The organism is Zhongshania sp., from assembly GCF_029212375.1.
In the GTDB taxonomy this organism is placed as follows: Bacteria; Pseudomonadota; Gammaproteobacteria; order Pseudomonadales; family Spongiibacteraceae; genus Spongiibacter.
Window position 1 is genome coordinate 17,255 of the sequence record NZ_JARGNU010000003.1, and the last position, 23,186, is coordinate 40,440.

The 23,186-nt window shown below is 50.2% G+C and carries 23 protein-coding genes and 3 tRNA genes; 13 read left to right on the forward strand and 13 right to left on the reverse strand.

The annotated features are described in order from the left end of the window. Positions 1–36 precede the first annotated feature (36 nt). The 3 genes from P1U47_RS04125 to P1U47_RS04135 form a co-directional block, all read right to left on the reverse strand. The gene (locus P1U47_RS04125; RefSeq protein WP_301027319.1) at positions 37–1,401 is read right to left on the reverse strand and encodes a CmpA/NrtA family ABC transporter substrate-binding protein; all 1,365 of its coding nucleotides are present in this window, start codon (positions 1,399–1,401) and stop codon (positions 37–39) included. Positions 1,402–1,703: 302 nt separating this feature from the next. After that, positions 1,704–2,441 carry a UDP-2,3-diacylglucosamine diphosphatase gene (locus P1U47_RS04130; RefSeq protein WP_301027320.1) on the reverse strand — a complete coding sequence of 246 codons (738 nt, stop codon included), beginning with the start codon at positions 2,439–2,441 and terminating at the stop codon, positions 1,704–1,706. 7 nt (positions 2,442–2,448) lie between these two features. Then, complete coding sequence (locus P1U47_RS04135; protein ID WP_301027321.1) at positions 2,449–2,943, reverse strand: peptidylprolyl isomerase; 495 nt, start codon at positions 2,941–2,943, stop codon at positions 2,449–2,451. A gap of 154 nt (positions 2,944–3,097) precedes the next feature. Here P1U47_RS04135 and P1U47_RS04140 point away from each other — a divergent pair, with 154 nt between their 5' ends. Then, a complete protein-coding gene (locus tag P1U47_RS04140) occupies positions 3,098–4,774 on the forward strand; it encodes a glutamine--tRNA ligase/YqeY domain fusion protein (RefSeq protein WP_301027323.1) in 1,677 nt (558 codons plus the stop codon). A gap of 135 nt (positions 4,775–4,909) precedes the next feature. Then, complete coding sequence (gene cysS, locus P1U47_RS04145) at positions 4,910–6,313, forward strand: cysteine--tRNA ligase (RefSeq protein WP_301027324.1); 1,404 nt, start codon at positions 4,910–4,912, stop codon at positions 6,311–6,313. Between the two features lie 3 nt (positions 6,314–6,316). Here cysS and P1U47_RS04150 read toward each other — a convergent pair whose 3' ends face one another. Genes P1U47_RS04150 through folD form a run of 3 tightly spaced genes read right to left on the reverse strand, consistent with a single transcriptional unit; the run spans position 6,317 to position 8,199 of the window. Next, positions 6,317–6,691 carry a VanZ family protein gene (locus P1U47_RS04150; RefSeq protein ID WP_301027325.1) on the reverse strand — a complete coding sequence of 125 codons (375 nt, stop codon included), beginning with the start codon at positions 6,689–6,691 and terminating at the stop codon, positions 6,317–6,319. Continuing rightward, the gene (locus P1U47_RS04155; protein WP_301027326.1) at positions 6,692–7,339 is read right to left on the reverse strand and encodes a DUF374 domain-containing protein; all 648 of its coding nucleotides are present in this window, start codon (positions 7,337–7,339) and stop codon (positions 6,692–6,694) included. Between the two features lie 14 nt (positions 7,340–7,353). After that, positions 7,354–8,199: a bifunctional methylenetetrahydrofolate dehydrogenase/methenyltetrahydrofolate cyclohydrolase FolD gene (gene folD, locus P1U47_RS04160; RefSeq protein ID WP_301027327.1), complete on the reverse strand. Its 846-nt coding sequence runs from the start codon at positions 8,197–8,199 to the stop codon at positions 7,354–7,356. A gap of 169 nt (positions 8,200–8,368) precedes the next feature. Here folD and P1U47_RS04165 point away from each other — a divergent pair. The 5 genes from P1U47_RS04165 to P1U47_RS04185 all read left to right on the forward strand — a co-directional run bounded on the left by P1U47_RS04165 (position 8,369) and on the right by P1U47_RS04185 (position 12,723). Further along, positions 8,369–8,445 (forward strand) — tRNA-Pro (locus P1U47_RS04165). 28 nt (positions 8,446–8,473) lie between these two features. Continuing rightward, a tRNA-Arg gene (locus P1U47_RS04170) sits at positions 8,474–8,550 on the forward strand. Between the two features lie 39 nt (positions 8,551–8,589). Further along, positions 8,590–8,665 (forward strand) — tRNA-His (locus P1U47_RS04175). Positions 8,666–9,326: 661 nt separating this feature from the next. Beyond that, entirely contained in the window at positions 9,327–10,955 is a 1,629-nt protein-coding gene (locus P1U47_RS04180) for an OmpA family protein (RefSeq protein WP_301027328.1), read from the forward strand. Between the two features lie 97 nt (positions 10,956–11,052). After that, positions 11,053–12,723 carry a ShlB/FhaC/HecB family hemolysin secretion/activation protein gene (locus P1U47_RS04185; protein WP_301027329.1) on the forward strand — a complete coding sequence of 557 codons (1,671 nt, stop codon included), beginning with the start codon at positions 11,053–11,055 and terminating at the stop codon, positions 12,721–12,723. A 120-nt stretch (positions 12,724–12,843) separates the two neighbouring features. On the opposite strand, the gene P1U47_RS04190 is transcribed toward P1U47_RS04185, so the two are convergent. The 5 genes from P1U47_RS04190 to P1U47_RS04210 form a co-directional block, all read right to left on the reverse strand. Beyond that, on the reverse strand, positions 12,844–13,602 hold the full coding sequence (locus tag P1U47_RS04190) for a pyridoxine 5'-phosphate synthase (RefSeq protein ID WP_301027331.1): 759 nt from the start codon (positions 13,600–13,602) through the stop codon (positions 12,844–12,846). A 34-nt stretch (positions 13,603–13,636) separates the two neighbouring features. Then, entirely contained in the window at positions 13,637–14,206 is a 570-nt protein-coding gene (locus P1U47_RS04195) for a peptidylprolyl isomerase (RefSeq protein ID WP_301027333.1), read from the reverse strand. 2 nt (positions 14,207–14,208) lie between these two features. Then, positions 14,209–14,880 (reverse strand): TIGR04211 family SH3 domain-containing protein, encoded by a 672-nt coding sequence (locus P1U47_RS04200; RefSeq protein WP_301027334.1) that lies wholly within the window; start codon positions 14,878–14,880, stop codon positions 14,209–14,211. Between the two features lie 84 nt (positions 14,881–14,964). After that, positions 14,965–15,264, reverse strand: coding sequence for a YciI family protein (locus tag P1U47_RS04205; protein WP_301027335.1), 300 nt, complete (start codon positions 15,262–15,264; stop codon positions 14,965–14,967). A gap of 8 nt (positions 15,265–15,272) precedes the next feature. Next, positions 15,273–15,974: a VC0807 family protein gene (locus P1U47_RS04210; protein ID WP_301027336.1), complete on the reverse strand. Its 702-nt coding sequence runs from the start codon at positions 15,972–15,974 to the stop codon at positions 15,273–15,275. A gap of 153 nt (positions 15,975–16,127) precedes the next feature. Here P1U47_RS04210 and P1U47_RS04215 point away from each other — a divergent pair, with 153 nt between their 5' ends. The 5 genes from P1U47_RS04215 to rluB all read left to right on the forward strand — a co-directional run bounded on the left by P1U47_RS04215 (position 16,128) and on the right by rluB (position 20,157). Further along, positions 16,128–16,964: a PHP domain-containing protein gene (locus tag P1U47_RS04215; protein WP_301027337.1), complete on the forward strand. Its 837-nt coding sequence runs from the start codon at positions 16,128–16,130 to the stop codon at positions 16,962–16,964. A gap of 21 nt (positions 16,965–16,985) precedes the next feature. Further along, positions 16,986–17,615, forward strand: coding sequence for an L-threonylcarbamoyladenylate synthase (locus P1U47_RS04220; RefSeq protein WP_301027338.1), 630 nt, complete (start codon positions 16,986–16,988; stop codon positions 17,613–17,615). A 165-nt stretch (positions 17,616–17,780) separates the two neighbouring features. Further along, positions 17,781–18,623, forward strand: coding sequence for a ScpA family protein (locus P1U47_RS04225; RefSeq protein WP_301027613.1), 843 nt, complete (start codon positions 17,781–17,783; stop codon positions 18,621–18,623). After that, positions 18,623–19,369 (forward strand): SMC-Scp complex subunit ScpB, encoded by a 747-nt coding sequence (gene scpB, locus P1U47_RS04230; protein ID WP_301027339.1) that lies wholly within the window; start codon positions 18,623–18,625, stop codon positions 19,367–19,369. Before P1U47_RS04225 ends, scpB begins: the two co-directional genes overlap by 1 nt. Next, positions 19,369–20,157, forward strand: coding sequence for a 23S rRNA pseudouridine(2605) synthase RluB (rluB, locus tag P1U47_RS04235; protein ID WP_301027340.1), 789 nt, complete (start codon positions 19,369–19,371; stop codon positions 20,155–20,157). The genes scpB and rluB overlap by 1 nt, the downstream gene beginning before the upstream one ends. A 70-nt stretch (positions 20,158–20,227) precedes the next feature. On the opposite strand, the gene rmf is transcribed toward rluB, so the two are convergent. Then, the gene (gene rmf, locus P1U47_RS04240; RefSeq protein WP_301027341.1) at positions 20,228–20,431 is read right to left on the reverse strand and encodes a ribosome modulation factor; all 204 of its coding nucleotides are present in this window, start codon (positions 20,429–20,431) and stop codon (positions 20,228–20,230) included. A 247-nt stretch (positions 20,432–20,678) separates the two neighbouring features. Between rmf and rlmKL the strand changes: the two genes are divergently transcribed. Next, positions 20,679–22,850, forward strand: a complete 2,172-nt coding sequence (rlmKL, locus tag P1U47_RS04245; RefSeq protein WP_301027342.1) for a bifunctional 23S rRNA (guanine(2069)-N(7))-methyltransferase RlmK/23S rRNA (guanine(2445)-N(2))-methyltransferase RlmL — start codon at positions 20,679–20,681, stop codon at positions 22,848–22,850. 84 nt (positions 22,851–22,934) lie between these two features. On the opposite strand, the gene P1U47_RS04250 is transcribed toward rlmKL, so the two are convergent. Continuing rightward, entirely contained in the window at positions 22,935–23,141 is a 207-nt protein-coding gene (locus P1U47_RS04250) for a cold-shock protein (RefSeq protein ID WP_301027343.1), read from the reverse strand. Positions 23,142–23,186: the final 45 nt, after the last annotated feature.

Consider the following 23,186-nt stretch of genomic DNA (forward strand, 5'->3'; position numbering starts at 1 on the left):
CCTTTTGCCCCGCTGTAGGTCAGCGGGGCGGTACGACTACTTCAGAGTGTCTTTTGGTTTCAGGCCGATACTGAACTTGCCGAGGTACTCGTTGGGTTTGTTGCCATCGTAGGTGATGTTGTCAATAAACTCCGTCTGTGGTGGTTTAAAGCCGGTTTCGGTGGCGAAGTTAGGGAATTCGCTGGCGCTGACTTTACCTTCGGCAATTAATTGCTCGGCTGCTTTGCGGTAAATGTCGGGGCGGTAAACCTTCTTAGCGATTTCCATATACCAGCTGTCAGGCTTGTGCTCGGCAATTTGGCCCCAGCGGCGCATTTGGGTGAGGTACCAGATAGCATCGGAGTAGTAGGGGTAGGTCGCGTTGTGGCGGAAGAAAACGTTAAAGTCGGGAACCTCGCGCTTATCGCCTTTTTCGTATTCAAAGGTGCCGGTCATCGAGTTAGCGATAACGTCGTAGTCGGCGCCAACATAGCTGGATTTAGCTAAGATTTTAACGGCTTCTGGGCGGTTGGCATTGTTGTTGTCGTCCAGCCATTTAGCCGCGCGGATCATGGCTTTAACGACGGCAATGTGAGTGTTGGGGTATTTCTCTGCCCATTCATTGCTTACGCCAAAGACCTTCTCTGGGTTGTTTTTCCAAATTTCATAATCGGTAATAACAGGAACCCCAATGCCTTTGAAAACGGCTTGCTGATTCCATGGTTCACCTACGCAGTAGCCATAAATAGTACCTGCTTCCATCGTTGCCGGCATTTGCGGTGGTGGTGTAACCGATAAAAGTGCGTCAGCGTCAATTTGGCCGCTGGTGTCGCCTTTAAGCGGTGCGTAGTAACCCGGGTGAATGCCGCCGGCCGCTAACCAATAGCGCAACTCATAATTGTGTGTTGAAACAGGGAACACCATGCCCATTTTAAAGGGCTTACCCTCGGCCTTGTATTTGGCGATTACCGGTTTCAAGGCGTCGGCCTTAATTGGGTGAACCGGCTTGCCGTCGGCTTGTTTGGGGATGTGGGGTTTCATGTCTTCCCACACACTATTAGAAACGGTAATGCCGTTGCCATTAAGGTCCATGCTAAAAGCGGTGATGATGTGAGCTTGGGTACCAAAACCAATGGTGGCGCCAAGCGGTTGTCCGGCCAGCATGTGGGCGCCGTCGAGCTCGCCGTCAATGACCCGATCAAGTAGCACTTTCCAGTTGGCTTGTGCCTCTAGGCTAACGTAAAGTCCTTCATCCTCGAAATAGCCTTTCTCATAGGCGATTGCTAAGGGCGCCATATCGGTCAGTTTGATAAAGCCGAATTTTAATTCTTCCTTTTCAAGATCTGCAGCCATTGCAAAACAGGTGCTCGTGAGTGCAAGGGCACCGACGGTGTGTTTAATAAAGCTATGATACCAAGGCATTTATCTGTCTCCGAGTGAGTGCCGGGTGCTGGGATGAGATCAAGATCGCCAGCAGACCGTTTCGTAATACCGCCGCTTAAGCTTAGGTAGTTTTGGATCAGAACGTTCTGCTTAGAACTAGCAATAGCTATGCCATTAGTATTATATTGTTTTTAATCAGTGGCTTAGCGCTTTTCAAAGCGCAAATTGCGCTGGCGGAGTGCGCCAATTGAGTGCTGGGTAAAAAGACTGTGTTGCGGCGGTGTTGTTCAAAATGGTGCAAAACAGCCCAGAGTCGTTTGCTCTAGGCTGTTTTTATTGGCTTATGCCGAGGTGTTGGGGAAGGGGTGTTGTTCTAGTTTGAGGCCGTCGTTATTGGCGCGAAGCACCCATACCGCGCGATCCCAGTCGCCAAGTACAATGCGCTCGGCTGGCTGGCCGTCAATCGTCATCGGGTGACGTTGGGGACGATGGGTGTGGCCATGAATCAAACGCTGACACTGGTGGCTCTGCATTGCGCGGCTCACGTCATCAAGGTTTACGTCCATGATGTCTTCGGCTTTGTTGCTATTCGCTTCGCTGCTCATCATGCGCAGGTGCTTGGCTATAGCGCGGCGCTCTTCCAAGGGTTTGGCAAGTGCGTCTTGCTGCCATTGGGGCGAGCGCAGCATTTTCCGAAACTGCATGTATTCTTGATCGTCGCTACATAGGCTGTCGCCGTGCATGAGCAGGGTCGCTTCACCATTTATTTGAATAACACTTGGGTCGCTTAATAATTGGCCGCCAACGGCAGCGCAGAACTGCTGGCCTATTAGAAAGTCGCGATTGCCGTGCATTATATAGAGCGCAACACCACTGTCGGTGAGGGCTTTGAGCGCAAGGCTGACCTCATCGATGAGCGTGGAGCGATCATCGTCTCCTATCCAGCTTTCGAAAAAGTCACCGAGAATATACAAGGCCTGAGCTTTGCTGGCGTCGTCGCGCAGGAATTCAAAAAACGCCCGGCTGATATCCGGGCGAGTTTCATCTAGATGTAAATCTGAGATAAAGAGCGTTGTCATTGGGGAATTAGTCTACCCAAACTGCTTTTTCAATGATGACGTCTTCCATTGGTACGTCTTGGTGTCCTGCTGCACTCCCGGTTTTTACGCCTTTGATTTTGTTAACCACGTCCATGCCGTCGGTGACTTTAGCGAACACGGCGTAGCCCCAGCCCTGCATGGTTTTGCTGCTGTGGTTAAGGAAGTCGTTGTTCTTGACGTTAATAAAGAACTGCGAGCTAGCTGAGTGTGGGTCTGAGGTGCGGGCCATAGACAAGGTGCCAACATCGTTCTTTAGGCCGTTGTCTGCTTCATTTTCAATCACGGCGCGGGTGGTCTTTTGCTTCATGCCGGCCTCGAAACCGCCGCCTTGCAGCATAAAACCATCGATAACGCGGTGAAAAATGGTGCCGTCATAGAAACCGTCAACAACGTATTGTTTGAAATTCTCAGACGTCTTGGGCGCGTTTTCGAAGTCCAATTCAATGCTGATGTCGCCGAAATTCGTTTTGAAGATAATCATTTGCGCTGATCTCGCTTATAACCGGAAATTAAAGCCGCTATAATACGGCTTTTGGCCTCGCGGCGAAACCAGCCTAGCGAATTGGATATTGAGTCCACTCGCGCCTAGCCCGTGGCCCGCCAAGCAGGCTAATGACGATTAACGGAATTATTCAATGACTGACAATGCAGTATCCGGCAATAATTTTCTCCGCAGTATTATTAAAGAAGATATTGCCAGCGGACGCTTAAGCGGCGAGCTGGTAACGCGATTCCCTCCAGAGCCCAACGGTTTTTTGCATATTGGTCACGCCAAATCAATCTGCCTTAATTTTGGCTTGGCAGAGCAATTTGGCGGTCGCTGCCACTTGCGCTTTGACGACACCAATCCCGCCAAAGAAGAGCAGGCTTATATTGACGCGATACAGGAAGATATCCGCTGGTTGGGCTATGAGTGGTCTGGCCCGATTCGCTACGCCTCAGATTATTTCGACACTTTGTTTGAATACGCTCTGCATTTAATTAGCAATGGCGACGCTTACGTCTGCGATTTAAGTGCTGATGAGGCTCGCGAATACCGCGGCACCTTAACTGAGGCGGGGCGTAATAGTCCTTTCCGTGAGCGCAGCCCAGAAGAAAATTTGGCTTTGTTTACCGCCATGCGCGACGGCGAATTTGACGAAGGCAGCCGCGTATTGCGAGCCAAAATAGACATGGCGGCGCCGAATATTAATTTGCGTGACCCGATTATTTACCGCATCCGCAAGGTTAGCCATCATCAGACTGGCGACAAATGGTGCATTTATCCAAATTATGATTTTACTCACGGCCAGTCCGACGCCCTAGAAGGCATCACTCACTCCATTTGCACCTTGGAGTTTGAAGATCACCGTCCTTTATACGAGTGGTTTCTTGCGAAACTGCCGGTGCCTGCGCAGCCTAAGCAGTACGAATTTGCGCGTTTAAACATCAATTACACTGTGACCAGCAAGCGCAAACTAAAAATGCTGGTAGACGAGAACGTTGTTGATGGCTGGGACGATCCGCGGATGCCGACAATTGCCGGTATGCGTCGTCGTGGTTATACCGCCGCCGCGCTGCGCAATTTCTGCGATATGGTTGGCGTGGCGCGCAGTGAAGGGGTGGTCGATATGGCCATGCTGGAGCACGCGATTCGCGACGATCTCGACAAAAACGCACCGCGGGCCATGTGTGTAATGGATCCGCTGAAATTGGTCATTACCAATTACCCCGAAGAGAAGGTTGAGCAGCTTAGCGCTGCCGGTCACCCTAATCGTGATGATCTTGGCGAGCGCACCTTGCCCTTTAGTCGCGAGGTGTATATTGAGCGCGACGATTTCCGCGAAGAGGCAAATAAAAAATTCAAGCGCTTAGTCTTAGGTAAAAAAGTGCGCTTGCGCAGCGCTTATGTACTGCTCGCGGAGTCGGTTGTTAAAGACGCCGATGGTAATATCACCGAAGTGCACTGCAGCTACGACGAAGCTACCTTGGGTGAAGATCCCGCCGATGGCGTAAAACCAAAAGGCGTTATTCACTGGGTTTCGGCCAGTCACGGCAAGCAAGCCATTGTGCGTTTATACGACCGATTATTTACTCATGAAGCGCCGGACCGTGGCGGCGAAGAGTTCCTTAATCACGTTAACCCCAGTTCATTGACCGTGCTTGAAAATTGCTGGATCGAACCGGGCCTTGCCGATGCAGCTCCTGAGGCTCGATTCCAGTTTGAGCGTACCGGCTATTTTGTTGCCGATCGCCGCGAGCATAGTAGCGACAAGCCGGTGTTTAATCGCGCGATCGCACTGCGGGATACCTGGGGGAAGGAGGGCGAGTGATTCGTCAGACGTCCGACGTCAGACGTCAGACGTTTGGTCTAGCCTGCAAAATTACGGGCATCTGCGAAACTAAATTTACGTCACGGGTCGTGGGGCTAATACCCCCGTCTCCCGTCCAGCATTAAGCGATAATCTATGACTATACAAATCTACAACACTCTCAGCCGCAGCAAGCAGGAGTTAATCCCGCTTGAAGACGGTAAAATTAAAATGTATGTCTGCGGGATGACGGTATACGACTACTGCCACTTGGGTCATGCGCGGGTGTTGGTGGCCTTTGATGTGATTACGCGGTTTTTGCGTGCCAAGGGCTACGATGTAACTTACGTGCGCAATATCACTGATATAGACGATAAAATTTTGCGCCGGGCGACGGAGAATGGCGAGCCATACGAGGCGCTTACTGCGCGCTTTATTGAGGCAATGCATGAGGACGCGGCGCGCTTAGATATTCTGCCGCCAGACCAAGAGCCCCGTGCAACCGCGCATATCGGCGATATTATTGCCATGATTACGCGCCTAATTGCTAGCGGTCACGCCTATCAGGCGAGTAATGGCGATGTTTATTATCGGGTAACTGCGTTTGCCGATTACGGTAAATTGTCGGGCAAAAAGCCCGATGAGCTGCTTTCTGGTGCGCGTATTGCGGTGGATGAAGCGAAGGATGATCCGCGCGATTTTGCACTGTGGAAAGCGGTAGATGACGACAGTGTGAGCTGGTCTTCACCGTGGGGCAAAGGGCGCCCAGGTTGGCATATAGAGTGCTCGGCAATGTCGACGTGCTGCTTGGGCAATACCTTTGATATTCACGGCGGTGGCCCAGATTTAGTTTTTCCTCATCACGAAAACGAAATCGCCCAGTCGGAAGCGGCAACGGGCGTTCAGTATGCGCGGGCGTGGATGCATGCCGGCGCGGTGCGGGTCGACAATGAGAAAATGTCTAAATCACTGGGCAATTTTTTCACGATCCGTGAGATTTTAGATCGCTATCACACCGAAGTAGTACGCTATTTCTTGATCTCTAGTCATTATCGTAGCGCGATTAATTACTCTGAAGATAATTTGCAGATAGCGAAGCAGAATCTCGATCGTTTTTATCACGCCCTGAAAGGTTTGCCAGATGTCGCAATCTGTGAATATTCGGCGGTAGTGCTCGACAACGACTACGCGCAGCGCTTTGATGCGGCGATGCAAGATGATTTTAATGCGCCGGTCGCGCTGGCGGTGCTCTATGATATGGTGCGCGAACTAAATAGCGCAAAAGACAGTGGCGATAAAGCTCGCGCCGTAGTCCTAGGTGGGCAGCTAAAATCTTTGGCCTCGGTGTTAGGGATTTTGCAATTAGACGCAGATGCGTATTTACAGGCTGGCAGTAGCGATCAGTTGGCGGCGGCGGAGATAGAGTCGTTGATTGCGGCGCGGGTGCAAGCCAAGCAAGATAAGCAATTTGCACGTGCGGATGAAATTAGGGACTCTCTTAAGGCGCAGGGCGTTATTTTAGAGGACAGTCGCGAGGGAACAACTTGGCGCCGAGAGTAATATTTAGCGCTGGCTATCGTTTTTTCTAAAACACTTAATGCTATAGAACAGCCCCCATGCCAGTAAATAGCCTGCGGCAACGCCGAGGCTATTGGCAAAAACATCTTCCCATGAGGTTTGGCGTCCAGGCGATAAGCGCTGGGCGTACTCCATCATTACGCTATAAGCAATAATGCCGACGGCGGTGAGCAGTCGCCAGCGATGCCAGTGTGCAAGCGGGAAGGCCAGTACCATAAATAGCAGATAGGCGCTGAAGTGCTGAACCTTGTCCCAGATGCCAAAGCTTGGTGCGGTATTGGCGGGGAGTAGGGATAGCACTGTGATAACAATGGCGTAGCTTATAAAGAGCAGGGCGCGATGCTTGCGGCTTAGTTGCATTCAGTGGCTACCGTAGTCGTCTGTTTGCAGAGCAGAAAGCCGTTTTTGCGCTGCGGCAAGGATTACCTCAATGTCGCTCTCGTCAGCGTAGTCTTCCATTGGGAAGCGCTCGTAATTGAAGCTGACTTCGGCGAAGGGCTTGGGGAATTTTGATTTATCCCAAGACTTCTCTATTCGCCAGCCACTGTAGCTGGCGCGAATAAGGTAGAGGGGCAGCTTAGCTTTGCGGGCTAATATCACTGCGCCCTGCTTCATTTCGTGGCGAGGGCCCCGTGAACCATCTACCGCGAAGGCAATGGTTTTGCCCTTGCGCGCGGCTTTTAGCAACTGAAAAAAAGCATCCATGCCGCCACGGCTACGGGAGCCGAGTGCCACTTCGTAACCATAGCGCTCCATAACCTTGGCAATCGAGTAGCCAAAGTGATTTTGCGAGGCGATTGCGGTGACGTCTTCATTGCGAAAATAGTGGATGAGCGGCATTAACTCATCGTGGTATACCGCCATTACGCAGGGCCGCTCAATTTCCAGCTGATTTTTAAAGCGCAGGGTGTTCATTACCCAGAAAAAAAGTTGCAGCACGCCACTTAGTAGGGCACGCGCAATTTTTTGGGCCGGACCAATTTTCTTGGGGGGTTTAATGCGTCCCATAAGGCTTGTCCGGATTAGGCTAGGGCTTTTTCGCCGGAGTCGACACTTTGAAATATAAGTGTGTTGATTGTCATTGGGCCAACGCCACCTGGCACCGGTGTGTAGGCGCTGACTCTGTTGAGTAGTGGTGCTAGTTCAATGTCGCCAACGCCACCTGGGTGGTAGCCGGCGTCAACAACAACTGCGCCATCTTTAATCCACTCGGCTTTAATGAACTCGGGTTTGCCAACCGCGCCAACTAAGATGTCGGCTTGCTTAATCAGTGCTGGCAGGTTCTGGGTGCGGGAGTGGCAGATAGTGACCGTGGCGTTGGCCTCGAGCAGCATCATCGCCATGGGCTTGCCCAAAATGGCGCTGCGGCCCACAACGACGGCGTGTTTGCCTTCGATGTCGATCTTGTAGTGTTCCAGTATGCGCATAATGCCTTTGGGAGTAGCGCAGCCGTAGGCGTCTTCGCCCATGGCCATGCGGCCAAAGCCCAAGCAGGTAACGCCATCCACATCTTTATGCAGAGCGATTGCATCAAAGCATGCGCGCTCGTCAATCTGCTCTGGCACTGGGTGTTGCAGTAGAATGCCGTGAATGTCAGGGTTGGCATTTAATTCGGCAATTTTAGTTAATAGTTGCTCGGTGGTGGTTGAACTTGGCATCTCAATAGCTAACGAGTCCATACCGACGCGGCGGCAGGCATTGCCTTTCATTTTTACATAGGTAGCAGAGGCGGGGTCGTCGCCCACTAGAATGGTCGCAAGTATTGGGGTTCTGCCGGCGGAGCTATTCTTGAGGGCAGTGACTCGTGCTGCCAGTTGTTCTTCCCAGCTTGCCGCCAGTGTTTTGCCATCTAAGATCAGAGCTGCCATTCGAAATAGTCTCGCAAAAAGGTGATTCAAATTAAGATGTTATTGTCGCATGGGCCGAAACGGCAGGCCAACAAATGAAATGAAATAATTTTCCTAAAAGCGTTGACGAAGGAGGGGCTGCTGCGTATTATGCCCACCTCCTGTAGCGAGGCATACGGGAAACGAAAAACGGGGTATAGCGCAGTCTGGTAGCGCGCCTGCTTTGGGAGCAGGATGTCGGGAGTTCGAATCTCTCTACCCCGACCATTTTTCGTATCTCAGTTAAGGCGATTTTGCGCCCGTAGCTCAGCTGGATAGAGCAACGGCCTTCTAAGCCGTCGGTCACAGGTTCGAATCCTGTCGGGCGCACCATTTACAGGTTTGCAGTACCCTCTTAGTAGTACCCCAATGGTGGCCGTAGCTCAGTTGGTAGAGTCCAGGATTGTGATTCCTGTTGTCGCGGGTTCGAGCCCCGTCGGCCACCCCATTATTTTAAAAAAACATACCGTTAGTGCCTTTTCTTCCTGTAATTTCTCTACTTATAGTGTTTCCTTTTAAGCTTTATTTCTCTCTATTTTCTTCGCTTTAGTTTTTACTTGGCGCTCGATGATATTGCAATACACTCTTAATTTATCTGGCGTCAAGCTGGCAAAATTTACTTCGTGTGTCGTAGTCCTCAGTGTTGAGTTTTTGCTGTGTGATTCCCATCACAAAATTGTATTAATCTCGGTTTCTACGCATTGCATTGCTATTTAAGAGCGATGGCTTTGATTAAGATTGCCTGCATAAAGCGCCCCCTCTAATGAATTAACGAGGGGTATTGTTTTTGTGTTTTAAGTACAGCTTGAACAATGACGTTCCTTAGTAATTTATTTTTGCTATGTACATGGAGAATGCATATATGCCCTATGCGTGCCAAGCGCGACTAACTTTGCGGGATTCTTGCCAAATTTTTATTTGAGGCGGGGCGTGCCCGCGAAATATGTTTTTCCTTGTAGGGTGCTTGACGTTTTCACAAGGTACTTAATTTTCGGTTTTGTGTGTCGTTCCCGTGCTGCTTTTTGTGGAAAGAGGTATTTGTCGGGATTTCGGTGTTTTCGTCGACGGCTGTTTGGCTGGCGACTGGTTTTGAGTAGAGGAACGTTCAAATGAGGAGTTTTCGCAGGCTGTTGTCCGTCTTTACGGTAACGATGGTATTGTTATTTTCAATAGGGGCTTCGGCGGGTGCTGTTACGAACCTTCTTGATACTTTGGGTGTTACTCGGCTTTTAACCGGCGTAGGTACGACGGTTGGGACTATTGGAGCTTCTGTATTAGACCCAACAGGTACGGGTGATAACGATTTTCTCGGTGTTGATGCGTTAAATCCCGAGAATGATCTCGGTGTGACACTTCTTTCTGGAGAGCTACTTGGTTTTGGTAATAAAACCGGCTCTGGTACAGCGCTTCCGTTGGATGCGCTGGGTTTGTCACAACTAATAGCCGCGCTGGGTTTGAATTATGAAAGTGGGATAGTGACCCAATTGCGTGGGTTAGTTGGGCCAGAGGGGGTGATTATATCACCTGTGGTGGGTGTTCTTGGCGGGCTCACTGATAGGCTTAATACAGACGGACTTGGCTTGGCGCAGATATTAACTTTACCTAGCTTAGATGACAGTCTTTTAGGTTTAGCTCTGTTTGGGGAGCCGAATTCAGGTAACGCGAAAGAAGGCGGTTTATTGGGTATTTCATTGCTAACACCGGGATCATCGGGTAATGGCGGTCTGATCGGTTTGTCTATTTTGTCGGGAGATAATTCTGGGAATGGTGAGCAGATTGGTATTTCTTTGTTGAGTGGTGATGACAGCGGTAACGGTGATTTTGCCGGTATATCACTGCTTTCCGGGAGCAATTCTGGTAATAGCGACAATCTTGGGGTGGCTGTGTTGTCGGGAGATACTGCCGGCAATGGTGATAATTTTGGTGTGGCCGCATTGAATGGTGATAACTCTGGTAATTCAGATTTCGCTGCGATTGCTGTATTAAACGGCGCTAACTCAGGTAATTCCGACACTATTGCGGTTGGTGCAATTAACGGCGCTAACTCAGCAAATGGTGGCTTAATTGGCGCCGGCGTTTTGAATGGTCCAGGGTCGGGAAATGGCGGTTTAATCACAGTTGCAGTATTAAATGAGCCGAGTGCTGGTATTGGTGGTGACGATGCAAGTAATTGTGCGGTAACGGGCGGTGTAGGCTGCTCAGATCGCGTGCAACTGGCCTTGCTGGATGTGTGTGAAGACTTGGATGCTGATGGTGTTTGCGATGATCAAGATGAGTGTCTAGATACGCCGGCGGGTGCGCCGGTATTTTTAACGGGCTGTCATTTGACCGACGATGCGCCCTTGGTACTTAGAGGCGTTAATTTTGAGTTTGATCGCGCTGATTTAACACCGGAATCCTTACCCATTCTTGAGCATGCCGTAAAAGTGCTGGAAGCGCAGCCAGAAGCTTTGGTGGCAGTAGATGGACACACCGATGCGAAGGGCAGCGATGAATACAATATTCGACTTTCCTACGCTCGTGCAGCCACGGTTTATAACTACCTAATCGCTGCCGGCATCGATGAAAAGCGCTTAGCTTATCGTGGCTATGGCGAGTCAGTTCCTGTGGCTAGCAATGAAAATGACGATGGCAGTGATAACCCTGTAGGGCGTGCTGAGAACCGTCGCGTTGAGTTGAATATTCTTGATGGCGAGAAGTTTCTGTCTGTTAAAGAGCAGAATGAATCTGACTATTAATTTCGACGACGGGCTCATCAGCTAGCCCGTCAATCTTCGCTTAATTCAATATGTTTAAAATGGTGCATATTGAGTCTTTACCAAGGGATTTATTTTTATGGCAATCGATTTTCCACCGGCGGTACAGCCACAGTTAGCTACGGTTCAATACATAGAGTCTGTGGCGGGAGCATCAGCCTCATATACCGGTTTGGTCAATGGTTACGAATTGCGAGTATCAGGTACGCACTATTTAAGTAATGACGAGTTAGACGCTATTTTTAACGCGGCTAAAACGCCATCGCAAGCTATTTTTCTTATGAACTCACTTGTGTTGCGCAAAGGTCATTTACTCGTGACCATACAGTATGCGCCTGATAGCAATGTTGTTTATGTTCATGCTTTGCAGGGCAAAGTTGCTGATATTCAAGGTGATGGTATAGAAGAGTTTTTTGCAGGTCTTCTTGGTGATGAGGACTTAACGCGGGCTGAATTTGAACGCGCAAGGGTTATGGCGAATGTCAAAAGTCAGCGTAGTGGTTTAGATTACTCCGCGTCTTATCGTGCGGATACCCAGAATCCAGAGGACATAGCGCTGGTTTTTGAGGCGGCTCCGGTAGAAGATTTCGACGCGACTGATGTGTTCTTTCAGATCGGCAACCAAGGTAGTCGCTACGTTGGCCGCTATTTTGGCGATGTAGGTATTAGCCATAATTTTGAAAATGGCACCCGTGCTACGTTGGCTTATGAGACTGCATTTACTGATTTAGGGGAGTCTCGAGAGGGCGAAGATTATCATCGCTTTCAGTTTGCGGCAGACCGTGCATTTAGCGCTGGTTTATATGGTATTACCGCGAGCCATGCCGAGTATTCCCAAGACTTTGGTATGGTTTCTATTCCTGGTTCGTCATCAGGTGGCACGCCGCTTTGTGACTTACTTGGTGCCTTGGGTGGGCTTCTCGGTTGTGGATCGGCGTCAGCGACTACACAAAACCTTTCTTTAGATGCGGATATTGATGTGGTGGCACTGACGGGGGAGCAGGTTTTATCTGCTGATCTGACCCATCGTTTTAATCTTTTTGAGCGGGTTGAGTACATCGATTCGCAGATAGACGCTGGCGCCTTAGGAAGTTTGCAAGATGAGAAGTACGGTACCCTTGAATTTGGTGCCAAGTATTTCTCGGCTGTACTAGTTAGCGGAAAAACCTTTCGCTGGTCTGCGCAATTGTCGTTTAAAGCAGGCGTGACGGGAGACAGCGGTACACTTGGTACGGCAACGGAGGACTCGCCTGAGGTTGGGCCGAGCACACGTACGTCGAAATTTGTCACGATACTACCTAAGCTTTCTGCAAAACTTCCTGTCACCGATGCATCAGAATTCAATTTGAATTTTTCTGCGCAAATTGCGGACGAACAACTACCGCAGCAGCAGCAGTGGGTGCTAGGTGGTATGGGTGCGATCAGTGCGTATTTGCCGGGTGTGTTGTCAGGCGATTCGGGCTTTTTTACCGTGGCAGATTTTACCCATAAATTTACAGTGGGTGGGCTTGATCTAAGCGCCGCAGTATTTGCCGAATACGGTTCTGCGAATTTTGAAAATGCATCTGGTGCCGCTGGCGATGATCGCAGTATTGCCGATGTTGGTGGTCGTATCGGTGCAAAACTGGGCTGGGGCGTGACGATTGACGCGGTTGCCGCTCGATCAGTGATGGATGATGGCTTTGCATCGTCGGAAGAACTGGAAAAGCTTGAGGCTGATTTTTACGTAGTACTCAAAAAAGTATTCTAATTTCCGGCTATGAACGGCGGGGTGTTTTCACTTGTTACAGTGGAAGCCCCGCCGTTTTTTTATGCTTAAAAAATACTGTTGTGAGGTGAGTGAGTTGACGCGTGTTTATCTGCTGGGATATTAACGTAGGCAGCTAAGATAGGATTTAATACAATTGTCTAAGCCTATTTCAATGGCATCAACAGTAAATGCGTGGCCTATAGAGACTTCGAGTAAATTGTGGACGCTATTTTTAAATAAAAATAAATTATGCAGGTTTAAATCGTGGCCGGCATTTAAGCCTAAGCCCTGTTCCGCTGCAGTCTCACTGGCAGCAATAAATTGATTTAAGATGGCGTCTTGTTGTTGGGAGCCAAAGCTTTCTGCGTAAGGTCCGGTATACAGTTCTATGCGGTCTGCGCCCACGTCTTTTGCTAAACGAATTTGGCTTGGGTCTGGGTCCATGAAAAGACTAACCCTAATTCCTAAGGTTTTTAGTTCCGCTATGATCGGCGCTAAGCTGTCGCCGTCTTTACGCAGATCGAAACCGTGGTCTGATGTAAGTTGGCTGTCGGTGTCGGGTACTAATGTGCACTGCGCTGGTTTAGTTAGTCGGACAATGTCCATAAACCCAGGGTAGTCGCTAACGCCGCGTCTATCACTTTTGGTGGCGGGGGCGAAAGGGTTGCCCTCGATATTAAACTCTACGCCTATCATGCCTGCTAATTCATAGCAGTCGTCAGCGCGAATATGGCGCTGGTCGGGTCTTGGGTGCACGGTAATCCCGTGCGCGCCGGCAGCAATGCAACGCGCTGCATGGAGTGCGACGCTTGGGTATTCGGTATCTCGTGAATTGCGGATTAAGGCAATTTTATTCAGGTTGATACTTAGCGCAGTCAAAATGACCCCTCGCGCCTAGGCGCAATATTTTCGCTTACTTGAGTGTAGTGCTGATAATCAGAATGGGTTCAACTGGCACGTCTTCCATGCCGCCAGCGGAGTGGGTGCTGCTTATGGCAATGTCGCGAACAATATTCTGGCCTTCTATCACATTGCCGAATACTGCGTAGCCGTCACGACCCATGCGCGAGTCTAAATCAAGATTCATGCGCATATTTATATAGAACTGTGAGCGGGCGCTATTTGGGTCGTCGGTGCGTGCCATGGCAACCGTCCAGCGATCATTTCTCAGTTTACTGGTTTTTGACTCGTTAATAATACTCTCTCCATTGGGCTTTTCGACCAAATCGGGAGTAAAACCGCCGCCCTGAACAGCAAAACGGCGGATAACACGGTGAAAGATGGTGCCGTTGTAAAACCCACTTTTAACATACCCTAGAAAGTTTTCCACGGTAATGGGGGCTTTGTCAGGTAATAACTCGATCGTGATGTTGCCCTTGGATGTTTCCAGCACCACAATTGGATTCCCTGATGTCTCCTCGCTGACGGCGAGTGTCGAGCATAGGCTGCAAAGGGTGAGTATGAGTGCTGGAAAAATTCGCATGTTCAGCTCCAGTCAGAACGACGTTTAGGCATCATGCGCGGAACAATCAGTGACAGCATTACGCCAATGAGAACAGCGAATGCTCCGTTTAAGAAGAATTCATTTTCTTTGTTTTCACGCAGTCGGGCGTTATCAGTTTTTAATACGTCAACTTCGCTGCTTAGCATTTGATTGGACTCAAGCAATCGGCGGTTATCTTCGTCTAATTTAATGCTGTTGGCAGAGATGCGTTTGATTTCTTCGAGTTCTTCCCCAAGCGCGGAATTTTCGTTTTTAAGGTCTTCAGCGACACTGCTAGTTTCTTGGCTGTTCTGGGTGGTGTTTTCTAGCTTGGCACGCAAATCTTTATTGGTGGTACTTAGCTCGTCAATAAGCTTTTTATTGCTATCTAGCTGACTGCGGGCGGAGGGTGAGGTCACCAAGTAATGGCTGGGTAGCCATCCCTCTACGCCTTTGTCGGTACGAACTTGAGAGTAACCGCTGTCTTCATTCGTGCTGAGGAGGTCGAGTTTCTCACCGCTGGGTAGGCCGCGATGAATGATGCGGTATTTTGAGCCGTCGCCAACGCGTAGCGGCACGTAAATTTTGTCGCTGATATAACGGGTTTCTGCAATAGACGCACTTGCCAGGCTGAATAAGACTGCGGATACGCCGAATAAAATTGATTTTTTCACTAGATTTTCCACGTTAATAAACTGCGGTAAATATTTAACAATGAAGGATAAAGCAGTTGCCAGAGTAGTTCAATTTCCACTTTGTTATGGCAGTACTTTTTTATACGGTTTAACCGTCACTTTGGCGTATACGCCAGCTTCAATGTAAGGGTCGGTGTCTGCCCATTGTTGGGCGGCTTCTAACGATGGGAATTCCGCGACGATTAAACTGCCAGTAAAGCCTGCCTCGCCAGGGTCTTCACTGTCGATTGCGGGGTGCGGGCCAGCAAGTATCAAGCGGCCTTGGTTTTTTAGTTCTTGTAAACGAGCGATATGAGCTGTTCGAGCACTTGCCCGCTTACTGAGACTGTCCGTGACGTCTTCGCTAATGACTGCGTATAACATATTGATTCCTAATGTATTCTGAAAATATCGTCAAAACTGAGACCGGTTAATTTTTCAATTTGCTTTACTAAGTAAAACAGTGCGCCGAGCATCACTAGGGTGCAGGGTAGGGCTATGACTGGGAAACTCAGCCCCGTCATTTTACCTAATTCGGCGCTGTATTCTGCAGTGCCGGGTGGGCTGACAAGCAGGACTTTAGCGAGAATATAGTTAAGGGTCGCAGAGAGGAAAAAGGAAAATGCGACTAAATACGTAGCATTGCGAAGCGCCATGTCAAACAGAGTAGTGTTGCCATGCTCATGAAGCGCGGTACTTATTTTGTCGGTGTAAATGACTTCGTCGTTGAACAGAAAGGTTTTGATCAGCGGGTAGGGGGTATACAGTGAAAATAGGGTGGCGATACCAATAATCGCGGGTATGCTAGCCTCTTTAATGGCGATGTATTCAGCGTCTAATTCTAATAGGCTAATACCGCCGGTTAGTAGCACGCTGATAAAGCCCAGAACTGCAAAAATATTGGCACGACGAGTTTTGATAAAGTCGTAAACACCAAAGGCCAGTGGGAAGGCGAGGGCAATCACGATACTATAGCGGGGGCCGAGATACAGCTCGCTACTGAGTTTGGTTAATATCAGGGTCGGTATTATGATGTTGAACAATAAATTAACAACAACACCGTGTTGTTGTTTCTTGCGTGCCTGCTCCGGCATATTGCTTCCTATTTGACGTAATCGTCTGGTGTGCAGTTTACTATAACTGCCTGATGTTAAAGGAGTGCCGTTGGCGTTGTGTGACGCGGCGGTGATTATCCGTCCACTATACCTATTTTCAAATTTCATCACTAGCCTCCAAGGGGATTCGGTTTGATCGTTGATTTACATACCCATACCACGGCTTCAGATGGTGGCTTGTCGCCACAAGAGCTGGTTCAGCGCGCCCGCGAGCGCGGGGTGCAGTTATTGGCGATTACCGATCACGATACCGTTGCCGGTTTTGCCGCGCTGCAGGCTGACGCTGGCGATGAAATGCAGTTGCTGGCTGGCATTGAACTGTCTTGTACGTGGTCTGGCGTGAATGTGCATGTGCTGGGCTTGGGTGTGGATATTAATCAACCTGCTTTGGTTGGGGAGTTAGAGGCTCAGCGCAGTGCCCGCGATGCCCGCGCACTCATTATTGCCGAGCGCTTGGATAAATTGGGTTTTGTTGGCAGTTATGCGGCGGCCTCTGAATTGGCTGCGGGACGCGCCATTGGGCGGCCAGATTTTGCCCGTTTTTTGGTGTCTGCGGGCCATGTAGACTCAATGGCAACCGCCTTTGATAAATACCTTGGCGCCGGCAAGGCGGGCGATATCAAGGCCATGTGGCCGGCATTAAGCGAGGTGGTGAGCTGGATTCGCGCAGCGGGCGGTGTTGCAGTAATCGCGCACCCACTCCATTACAAAATGACCAACGCCAAGTTGCGCCGTATGCTGACGGAATTTAAGGAGGCCGGCGGCGAAGGGCTGGAGGTTTGCAATGGCCGGCCGTCGCCGCAGGATTTGGGTTATTTACGGCAGTTGTGCCAACAGTTTGAGCTAGAGGCCTCGGCGGGGAGCGATTTTCATAATCCCAGTAGCTGGTCTGAGTTGGGGTGCGACGCAAAGATTGTGGCGCCCTGTAAGCCAGTTTGGGAACGTTGGCTTACACCTGTAGCGCAGTGATGATAATTTAGGGAGGCTTCAGTGAGCCAATTTTTTCAGATACACCCAGAAAACCCGCAGGCCCGCCTCATAAAGCAAGCGGCAGATATTATTCGTGGTGGTGGTGTTGTGGCCTACCCAACGGATTCGGCCTACGCCTTGGGTTGTCATTTGGGCGACAAAAATGCACTTGAGCGGGTGCGCGCGATTCGCCGCCTTGACGACAAACACAATTTTACATTGATGTGCAGTGATCTCTCGGAATTAGGCACTTACGCCAAGGTTGATAACACCGCCTTTCGGCTTTTAAAGGGGCTTATTCCCGGGCCCTACACCTTTATTTTGAGGGCAACACCAGAAGTGCCTAAGCGCTTGCTGCAACCCAAGCGCAAAAGCGTCGGGCTGCGGGTGCCCGCCAATCAGATTTGCTTGGATTTACTGGCAGAACTCGGCGAGCCGTTGATGAGCGTTAGCCTTATTCTGCCAGGTGAAGATCTGCCAATGACCGATCCCTACGATATTCGCGATACCATCGGTAATTTGGTTGATTTAGTGATTGATGGCGGTTATTGCGGTATGGAGGCGACGTCGGTCATCGATTTAATCGACGAAGTTCCGGTAATAATACGCAGAGGCCTCGGAGACGTCAGTCAATTTGAGGATTCGCTGTGACCGGCGGCGAGATCCACGTATAATCCGGCCCTTGGTGGATGATATCGTGAGATCTCAGTAATAGTGCAAGACGAGCAGACAGAACAGCAGCCGGACAGTGTGGCTCAAGTTGGGCAGGCAGATGGCCCAGCAATAGAAGCCCGCGCCGGTCGTTTGGAACCCGTTATTGAACTGCCCACTGCGCCACTTGAAATTGTCAGCTTAAAGGCCATTCGGCAGCAGCCCCAGCAGGGTGAAATGCCCTTTGCCGTGGTTCAGGGTAAAGCCCTTACTGAAATTCCTAAAGATTTGTATATCCCCCCCGAGGCGCTTGAGGTTTTTCTTGAGGCTTTCGAAGGCCCGCTCGATCTATTGCTATACCTCATAAAACGCCAGAATCTGGATATTCTCGAGATTAACGTTGCGCAAATTACTGAACAGTATATGCAGTACGTTAATATGATGAGCGCCATGCAGTTTGAATTGGCGTCGGAATATCTGCTGATGGCCGCGATGCTGGCCGAGATTAAGTCGCGCATGTTATTGCCGCGCTCAGCCGAGGCCCTCGACGATGAAGAGGATCCCCGCGCCCAGTTAATTCGCCGTCTGCAAGAGTATGAGCGCTTTAAACAAGCCGCCGAAAATATCGATCAATTGCCGCGCGTTGGCCGCGATAACTACGTGGCGCAAATTGAACCACCTGAGGCGGAAAAGCGCCGTGCCGAGCCTGATGTCGATCTTAAAGAGTTGATGATGGTGTTGGGTGACGTATTGCGGCGCGCAGACTTATTTGAAAGCCATCAAGTACAGCGCGAAAAATTATCTACCCGCGAGCGTATGTCCGAGGTGCTCGCCGCGTTGCGTTCCGATAGTTTTGTGCCTTTTGTCAGTCTGTTTAAAGCTGAAGAAGGGCGTTTGGGGGTAGTGGTAACGTTTCTGGCTATTATGGAGCTGATCAAGGAGTCTCTGGTTGAAATTGTACAGTCAGAGGCTTTTGGCCCCATTCACGTTAAAGCGAAAGTGATCTAATGCTTGAACAACAGCAATTAAAAAGAATTCTTGAGGCTGCACTGATGGCGGTCGGTCGGCCGCTTTCAGTGCAGCAGCTCAGTGAATTATTCGACCCTGAGGAGCGACCAGCCAATGGCGCTATTCAGGAAGCCCTGCAGGTGATTACCGCCGACTGCGAGGGCCGTGGCTTTGAACTGAAAGTGGTGGCCAGCGGCTACCGAATGCAGGTTTGCGAAGACCTTGCACCTTGGGTGGGCCGTTTGTGGGAAGAGCGGCCACAGCGCTACTCTCGGGCAATGCTCGAGACCTTGGCGCTAATTGCCTATCGGCAGCCCATTACCCGCGGCGATATTGAAGATATACGCGGTGTTGCCGTGAGTTCACAGATTATTAAAACCATGCTCGAACGCGAGTGGGTGCGGGTGGTGGGCCACAAAGATGTGCCCGGCCGACCGGCAATGTATGCCACCACACGCAAATTTTTAGATTATTTTAATTTACGCAATTTAGACGAGCTGCCTAGCCTCGCCGATATTGCCGATCTAGACACCCTTAATGGTGAATTAGATTTAGATACCGGCGAGTTTGCGCCCGCTGTGAATAGCGATAACACCGATTTGGCTGAAACTGATGCAGAGACTTCAGCCGACATCGACGAAGATTCTACTGATGACACTTCTGGCGATTTGCTCGCTGAAGTCGATCTTGACGATGTAGACCAAAATAGCCTTGCCCACGATTTTCCACCTGAGACCCATTCTTAATGATACCCACTGATGAAAAACTACAAAAAGTACTGGCTAGAGCCGGTTTAGGTTCGCGCAGGGAAATGGAGAAAGTCATCAGCGAAGGCAGAGTCACTGTGGACGGCCGCGTGGCAGGCTTAGGTGATCGAGTGGGAGCTGGCGTCAAAATTCAATTTGACGGTAAACCGCTGCGCATTGACACCGCGGCAATAAAACCGCGCATCTTGCTCTATAACAAGCCGGAAGGCGAAATTTGCAGCCGCAAAGATCCAGAGGGACGGCGCTCGGTGTTTGATCGCCTGCCTCGTCTGCAGGGCGAACGCTGGATATCGGTTGGACGGCTCGATTTTAACACCACCGGCTTGTTGCTCTTTACCACCGACGGCGACCTGGCCAATAAATTGATGCACCCGTCCACCACCATAGAGCGCGAGTATTTGTGTCGAGTGATGGGCAGTGCTACGCCGGTGATGATGCAGCAATTGCGCGATGGCGTGCAGTTGGAAGATGGTCTGGCGCGTTTTGCCGATATCGTCGACGGCGGCGGCGAGGGCTTTAATCACTGGTATTACGTGGTCATTATGGAAGGTCGCAACCGCGAAGTGCGACGTCTTTGGGAATCGCAAGGTTTGCAAGTTAACCGCCTGAAGCGGGTGCGCTATGGGTCAGTATTTATTCCGTCTAAGGTCAAGGTTGGCCAGTGGACAGAGTTGAATGATATGGATATTGCCGACGTGTACAAAATGGCCGAGTTGCCTGCTCCAATGGCGGCCCCAGAAGGTGGTCGGGGGCGTAAATCTCGCTAACAAAGTAGGCTTATAAAGAAAAAGGCCCGCGTGGGCCTTTTATTGGTAAATGATTTGGGTATTTGGGGTGTTAGTGAAACGCTTGTTTTTCCAGCGCGGTCGCGGTGTCGATGCCATCCCAATGGTCGGTGCGTCCTTCTCGCCAGCCAGTTAGCCATTCCTGTTTGAGTTGGTCTTGATTATGAGGGCAGTTGTCTTTTTGTCTTCCGGCGATGCCGGCTTGGTAACCACGTTGGTAAGCTCTTTCGGTCATGTCGCGTTTCTGTCTTCTCATTGGGCATACGCCTCCAGCATTGTAGTCAACATATCGCTCTGGATTAGCTTACGTGCGACTAACCCAGTTTTCTGGCACCATCGCGGGAATTGCCGCGACAGGATCTTCATGTAACCAAACTTTCATAGTGCGCGTCGAAGACCTATTAATTATATGCATATGCGCTTTTAGATGGATGTTGTATAAGAAGCTACTATATTGTTTGTAAACGAATTTTTTATTGCTACTAGTTCTCTCCAGAGGTTTTATGAGTCAAAAGCGTTCATTTATAGCGACCTGCCCTAAAGGTTTGGAGCAATTGCTCGCCTCAGAAATCTCGAGTTTGGGCGGCGAACCGGTTCGTGAAACCGTTGGTGCGATGATTTTTAACGCCGATTTAGTCACGGTTTACCGCCTGTGTATGTGGTCGCGATTGGCGAACCGGATTTTATTAATTCTCACTGAATTTCGCGGTGAAAGTGCTGAAGACCTCTATCAAGGTTTAGGCGCGGTTGATTGGCAAGAGCATATGTTAGCCAATAATAGCCTCAGCGTGGATTTTAACGGCCAGACCGATGAGATTCGCAATAGTCATTTTGGCGCATTAAAAAGCAAAGATGCGGTAGTTGATTATTTTCTGGCGCGCGGTGCTGAGCGGCCGAGTGTTGATAAAAACGCCCCCGATATTCGCATTAATATCCGCCTAAATCGTGGCCAGATTACCGCCTGTATCGACTTGTCGGGTGAGAGTTTGCACCGGCGCGGCTACCGCAGCAGCGGCGCGATGGCACCTTTGAAAGAAAATCTAGCAGCGGCTTTGCTACTGCGTGCCGACTGGCCTGGTATGGCTAGCCGCGGCGGCGCTTTAATCGATCCTATGTGCGGTTCCGGCACCCTGTTGATTGAAGGCGCGATGATGGCCATGAATATTGCGCCGGGCTTGCTCCGCCAGCGTTGGGGATTTTCTACTTGGCTGGGCCACGATCAGGCAGTGTGGGAAGGGATTGTGGACCAAGCCGAGGCCCAGCGCAGCTTGGCGCTGAGTCGTGAATGGCCAGAAATTCGCGGTTACGATGCCAATGGTAAAATCGTTGCCCAGGCTCAAGAGAATATTGAGAACGCCGGTCTAGAACGTTTTATTAAGGTAAGCCGTCGCGAGCTGGCTCAGCTCGCTAAGCCCTCGCACCGGCAGATGGATGAAGGCTTGCTTATTACCAATCCACCCTACGGTGAACGCCTGGGTGAACAGGCCGAGTTGCTGCATTTGTATCGGCATTTGGGGCAGTCGATGTTAAGCCATTTTAGTGGCTGGCAGGGCGCGGTATTTACCGGTAATGCCGATTTGGGCAAGCGTATGGGTATTCGCAGCCACAAACAGTACCAACTGCAGAACGGCACAATTCCTGCGAAGTTATTACTGTTTAATATCGGCCCCGAAGCCGCGGTTCATGAGCGCCGTCAGGAGACTCAGCGCGAAGAGCCCAGCGAGGCTTTGCAGCTCACCGCCGGTGGCCAAATGTTTGCCAATCGCCTGCGTAAAAACATAAAACGCTTAGCCAAGTGGCGTAAGAAAAATGACATTGAGTGCTATCGCGTGTACGACGCCGATATGCCTGAATATGCGGTGGCAGTAGATTGCTATGGCAGCGCAGTGCACATTTCTGAGTATATGGCGCCGATCTCGGTGCCAGAAGAAGACGCCGAGCGCCGCTTGCGCGAAGTTATTGAAGCAGTGAGCCAAGTGTTTTCGGTGTCTGCCAATAATATTGCGATCAAAGAGCGCCGCCGTCAACGCGGTAAGGATCAATACCAGCGTCAAGCGCCGCGCAATACCGTGATGGAACTCAAGGAAGGGCAGGCGAAGGTGTTGGTTAATCTTTACGATTATCTGGATACCGGCTTGTTTTTAGATCATCGCCCCGTGCGTTTGGATATTGCCGCGCGGGCCAAAAATAAGCGGTTTTTGAATTTGTTTTGCTACACCGGTGTTGCCTCTGTGCAGGCGGGTATTGGCGGCGCGAAAGTGACGACCTCGGTTGATATGTCGCACACTTATTTGCAATGGGCGCGACGCAATTTGTCGCTCAATGGCTTGAGCGAGTCTCGGCACCGCACCGAGCATGGCGACTGCCGACGCTGGTTGAAAGACTGTAAGGATCAATACGATTTAATACTGCTCGACCCGCCGACGTTTTCAAACTCTAAGCGGATGGATGACGTGCTGGATATACAGCGTGATCACAGTGAGTTAATCAACGATGCAATGGCGTGTTTGGCGCCGGAGGGTGTGCTGATTTTTTCTACGAATAAGCGCGATTTTATTTTGGATCAAGAATTAACTAGTCAGTACAAAATGGAAGATCGAACGCGCTGGTCATTAGACGAAGACTTTTCCCGCGGCGGTAAACCAATTCATTACTGCTGGTATATAAGTCGCTAAGGCGGATAAATTGGCGCTACAAAAAAGCCCGCGGTGATTTTTCACTGCGGGCTTTTTATTAAGAGCGTGCTTTAGGGGCAAGCCTTAGAGTACGGTGACGTTCGCCGCCTGCGGACCTTTCTGGCCGGTTTGCACATCAAACTCAACAGCTTGGCCTTCGGTGAGGGTTTTAAAACCGCTGCCACCAATCGCGCTGAAATGAACAAAAACGTCTGGGCCAGAATCTTGCTCAATAAAACCAAAGCCTTTAGTTTCGTTAAACCATTTTACTTTTCCGGTACTTCTAGACATGACATGTGCCTCGTTTTGTTAATTGCCTGTTTGGTGCTAGAGCTG

Excerpts from the sequence above, each read along its gene's own strand:
- cysS (WP_301027324.1), top strand. The coding sequence starts at position 4,910 with ATGACTATACAAATCTACAACACTCTCAGCCGCAGCAAGCAGGAGTTA.
- P1U47_RS04185 (WP_301027329.1), top strand. The coding sequence starts at position 11,053 with ATGGCAATCGATTTTCCACCGGCGGTACAGCCACAGTTAGCTACGGTT.
- rluB (WP_301027340.1), top strand. The coding sequence starts at position 19,369 with ATGATACCCACTGATGAAAAACTACAAAAAGTACTGGCTAGAGCCGGT.
- P1U47_RS04130 (WP_301027320.1), bottom strand. The coding sequence starts at position 2,441 with ATGACAACGCTCTTTATCTCAGATTTACATCTAGATGAAACTCGCCCG.
- P1U47_RS04150 (WP_301027325.1), bottom strand. The coding sequence starts at position 6,691 with ATGCAACTAAGCCGCAAGCATCGCGCCCTGCTCTTTATAAGCTACGCC.
- P1U47_RS04125 (WP_301027319.1), bottom strand. The coding sequence starts at position 1,401 with ATGCCTTGGTATCATAGCTTTATTAAACACACCGTCGGTGCCCTTGCA.
- P1U47_RS04250 (WP_301027343.1), bottom strand. The coding sequence starts at position 23,141 with ATGTCTAGAAGTACCGGAAAAGTAAAATGGTTTAACGAAACTAAAGGC.
- rlmKL (WP_301027342.1), top strand. The coding sequence starts at position 20,679 with ATGAGTCAAAAGCGTTCATTTATAGCGACCTGCCCTAAAGGTTTGGAG.
- P1U47_RS04210 (WP_301027336.1), bottom strand. The coding sequence starts at position 15,974 with ATGCCGGAGCAGGCACGCAAGAAACAACAACACGGTGTTGTTGTTAAT.
- P1U47_RS04155 (WP_301027326.1), bottom strand. The coding sequence starts at position 7,339 with ATGGGACGCATTAAACCCCCCAAGAAAATTGGTCCGGCCCAAAAAATT.
- P1U47_RS04195 (WP_301027333.1), bottom strand. The coding sequence starts at position 14,206 with ATGCGAATTTTTCCAGCACTCATACTCACCCTTTGCAGCCTATGCTCG.
- rmf (WP_301027341.1), bottom strand. The coding sequence starts at position 20,431 with ATGAGAAGACAGAAACGCGACATGACCGAAAGAGCTTACCAACGTGGT.
- P1U47_RS04135 (WP_301027321.1), bottom strand. The coding sequence starts at position 2,943 with ATGATTATCTTCAAAACGAATTTCGGCGACATCAGCATTGAATTGGAC.
- P1U47_RS04140 (WP_301027323.1), top strand. The coding sequence starts at position 3,098 with ATGACTGACAATGCAGTATCCGGCAATAATTTTCTCCGCAGTATTATT.
- P1U47_RS04180 (WP_301027328.1), top strand. The coding sequence starts at position 9,327 with ATGAGGAGTTTTCGCAGGCTGTTGTCCGTCTTTACGGTAACGATGGTA.
- scpB (WP_301027339.1), top strand. The coding sequence starts at position 18,623 with ATGCTTGAACAACAGCAATTAAAAAGAATTCTTGAGGCTGCACTGATG.
- folD (WP_301027327.1), bottom strand. The coding sequence starts at position 8,199 with ATGGCAGCTCTGATCTTAGATGGCAAAACACTGGCGGCAAGCTGGGAA.
- P1U47_RS04205 (WP_301027335.1), bottom strand. The coding sequence starts at position 15,264 with ATGTTATACGCAGTCATTAGCGAAGACGTCACGGACAGTCTCAGTAAG.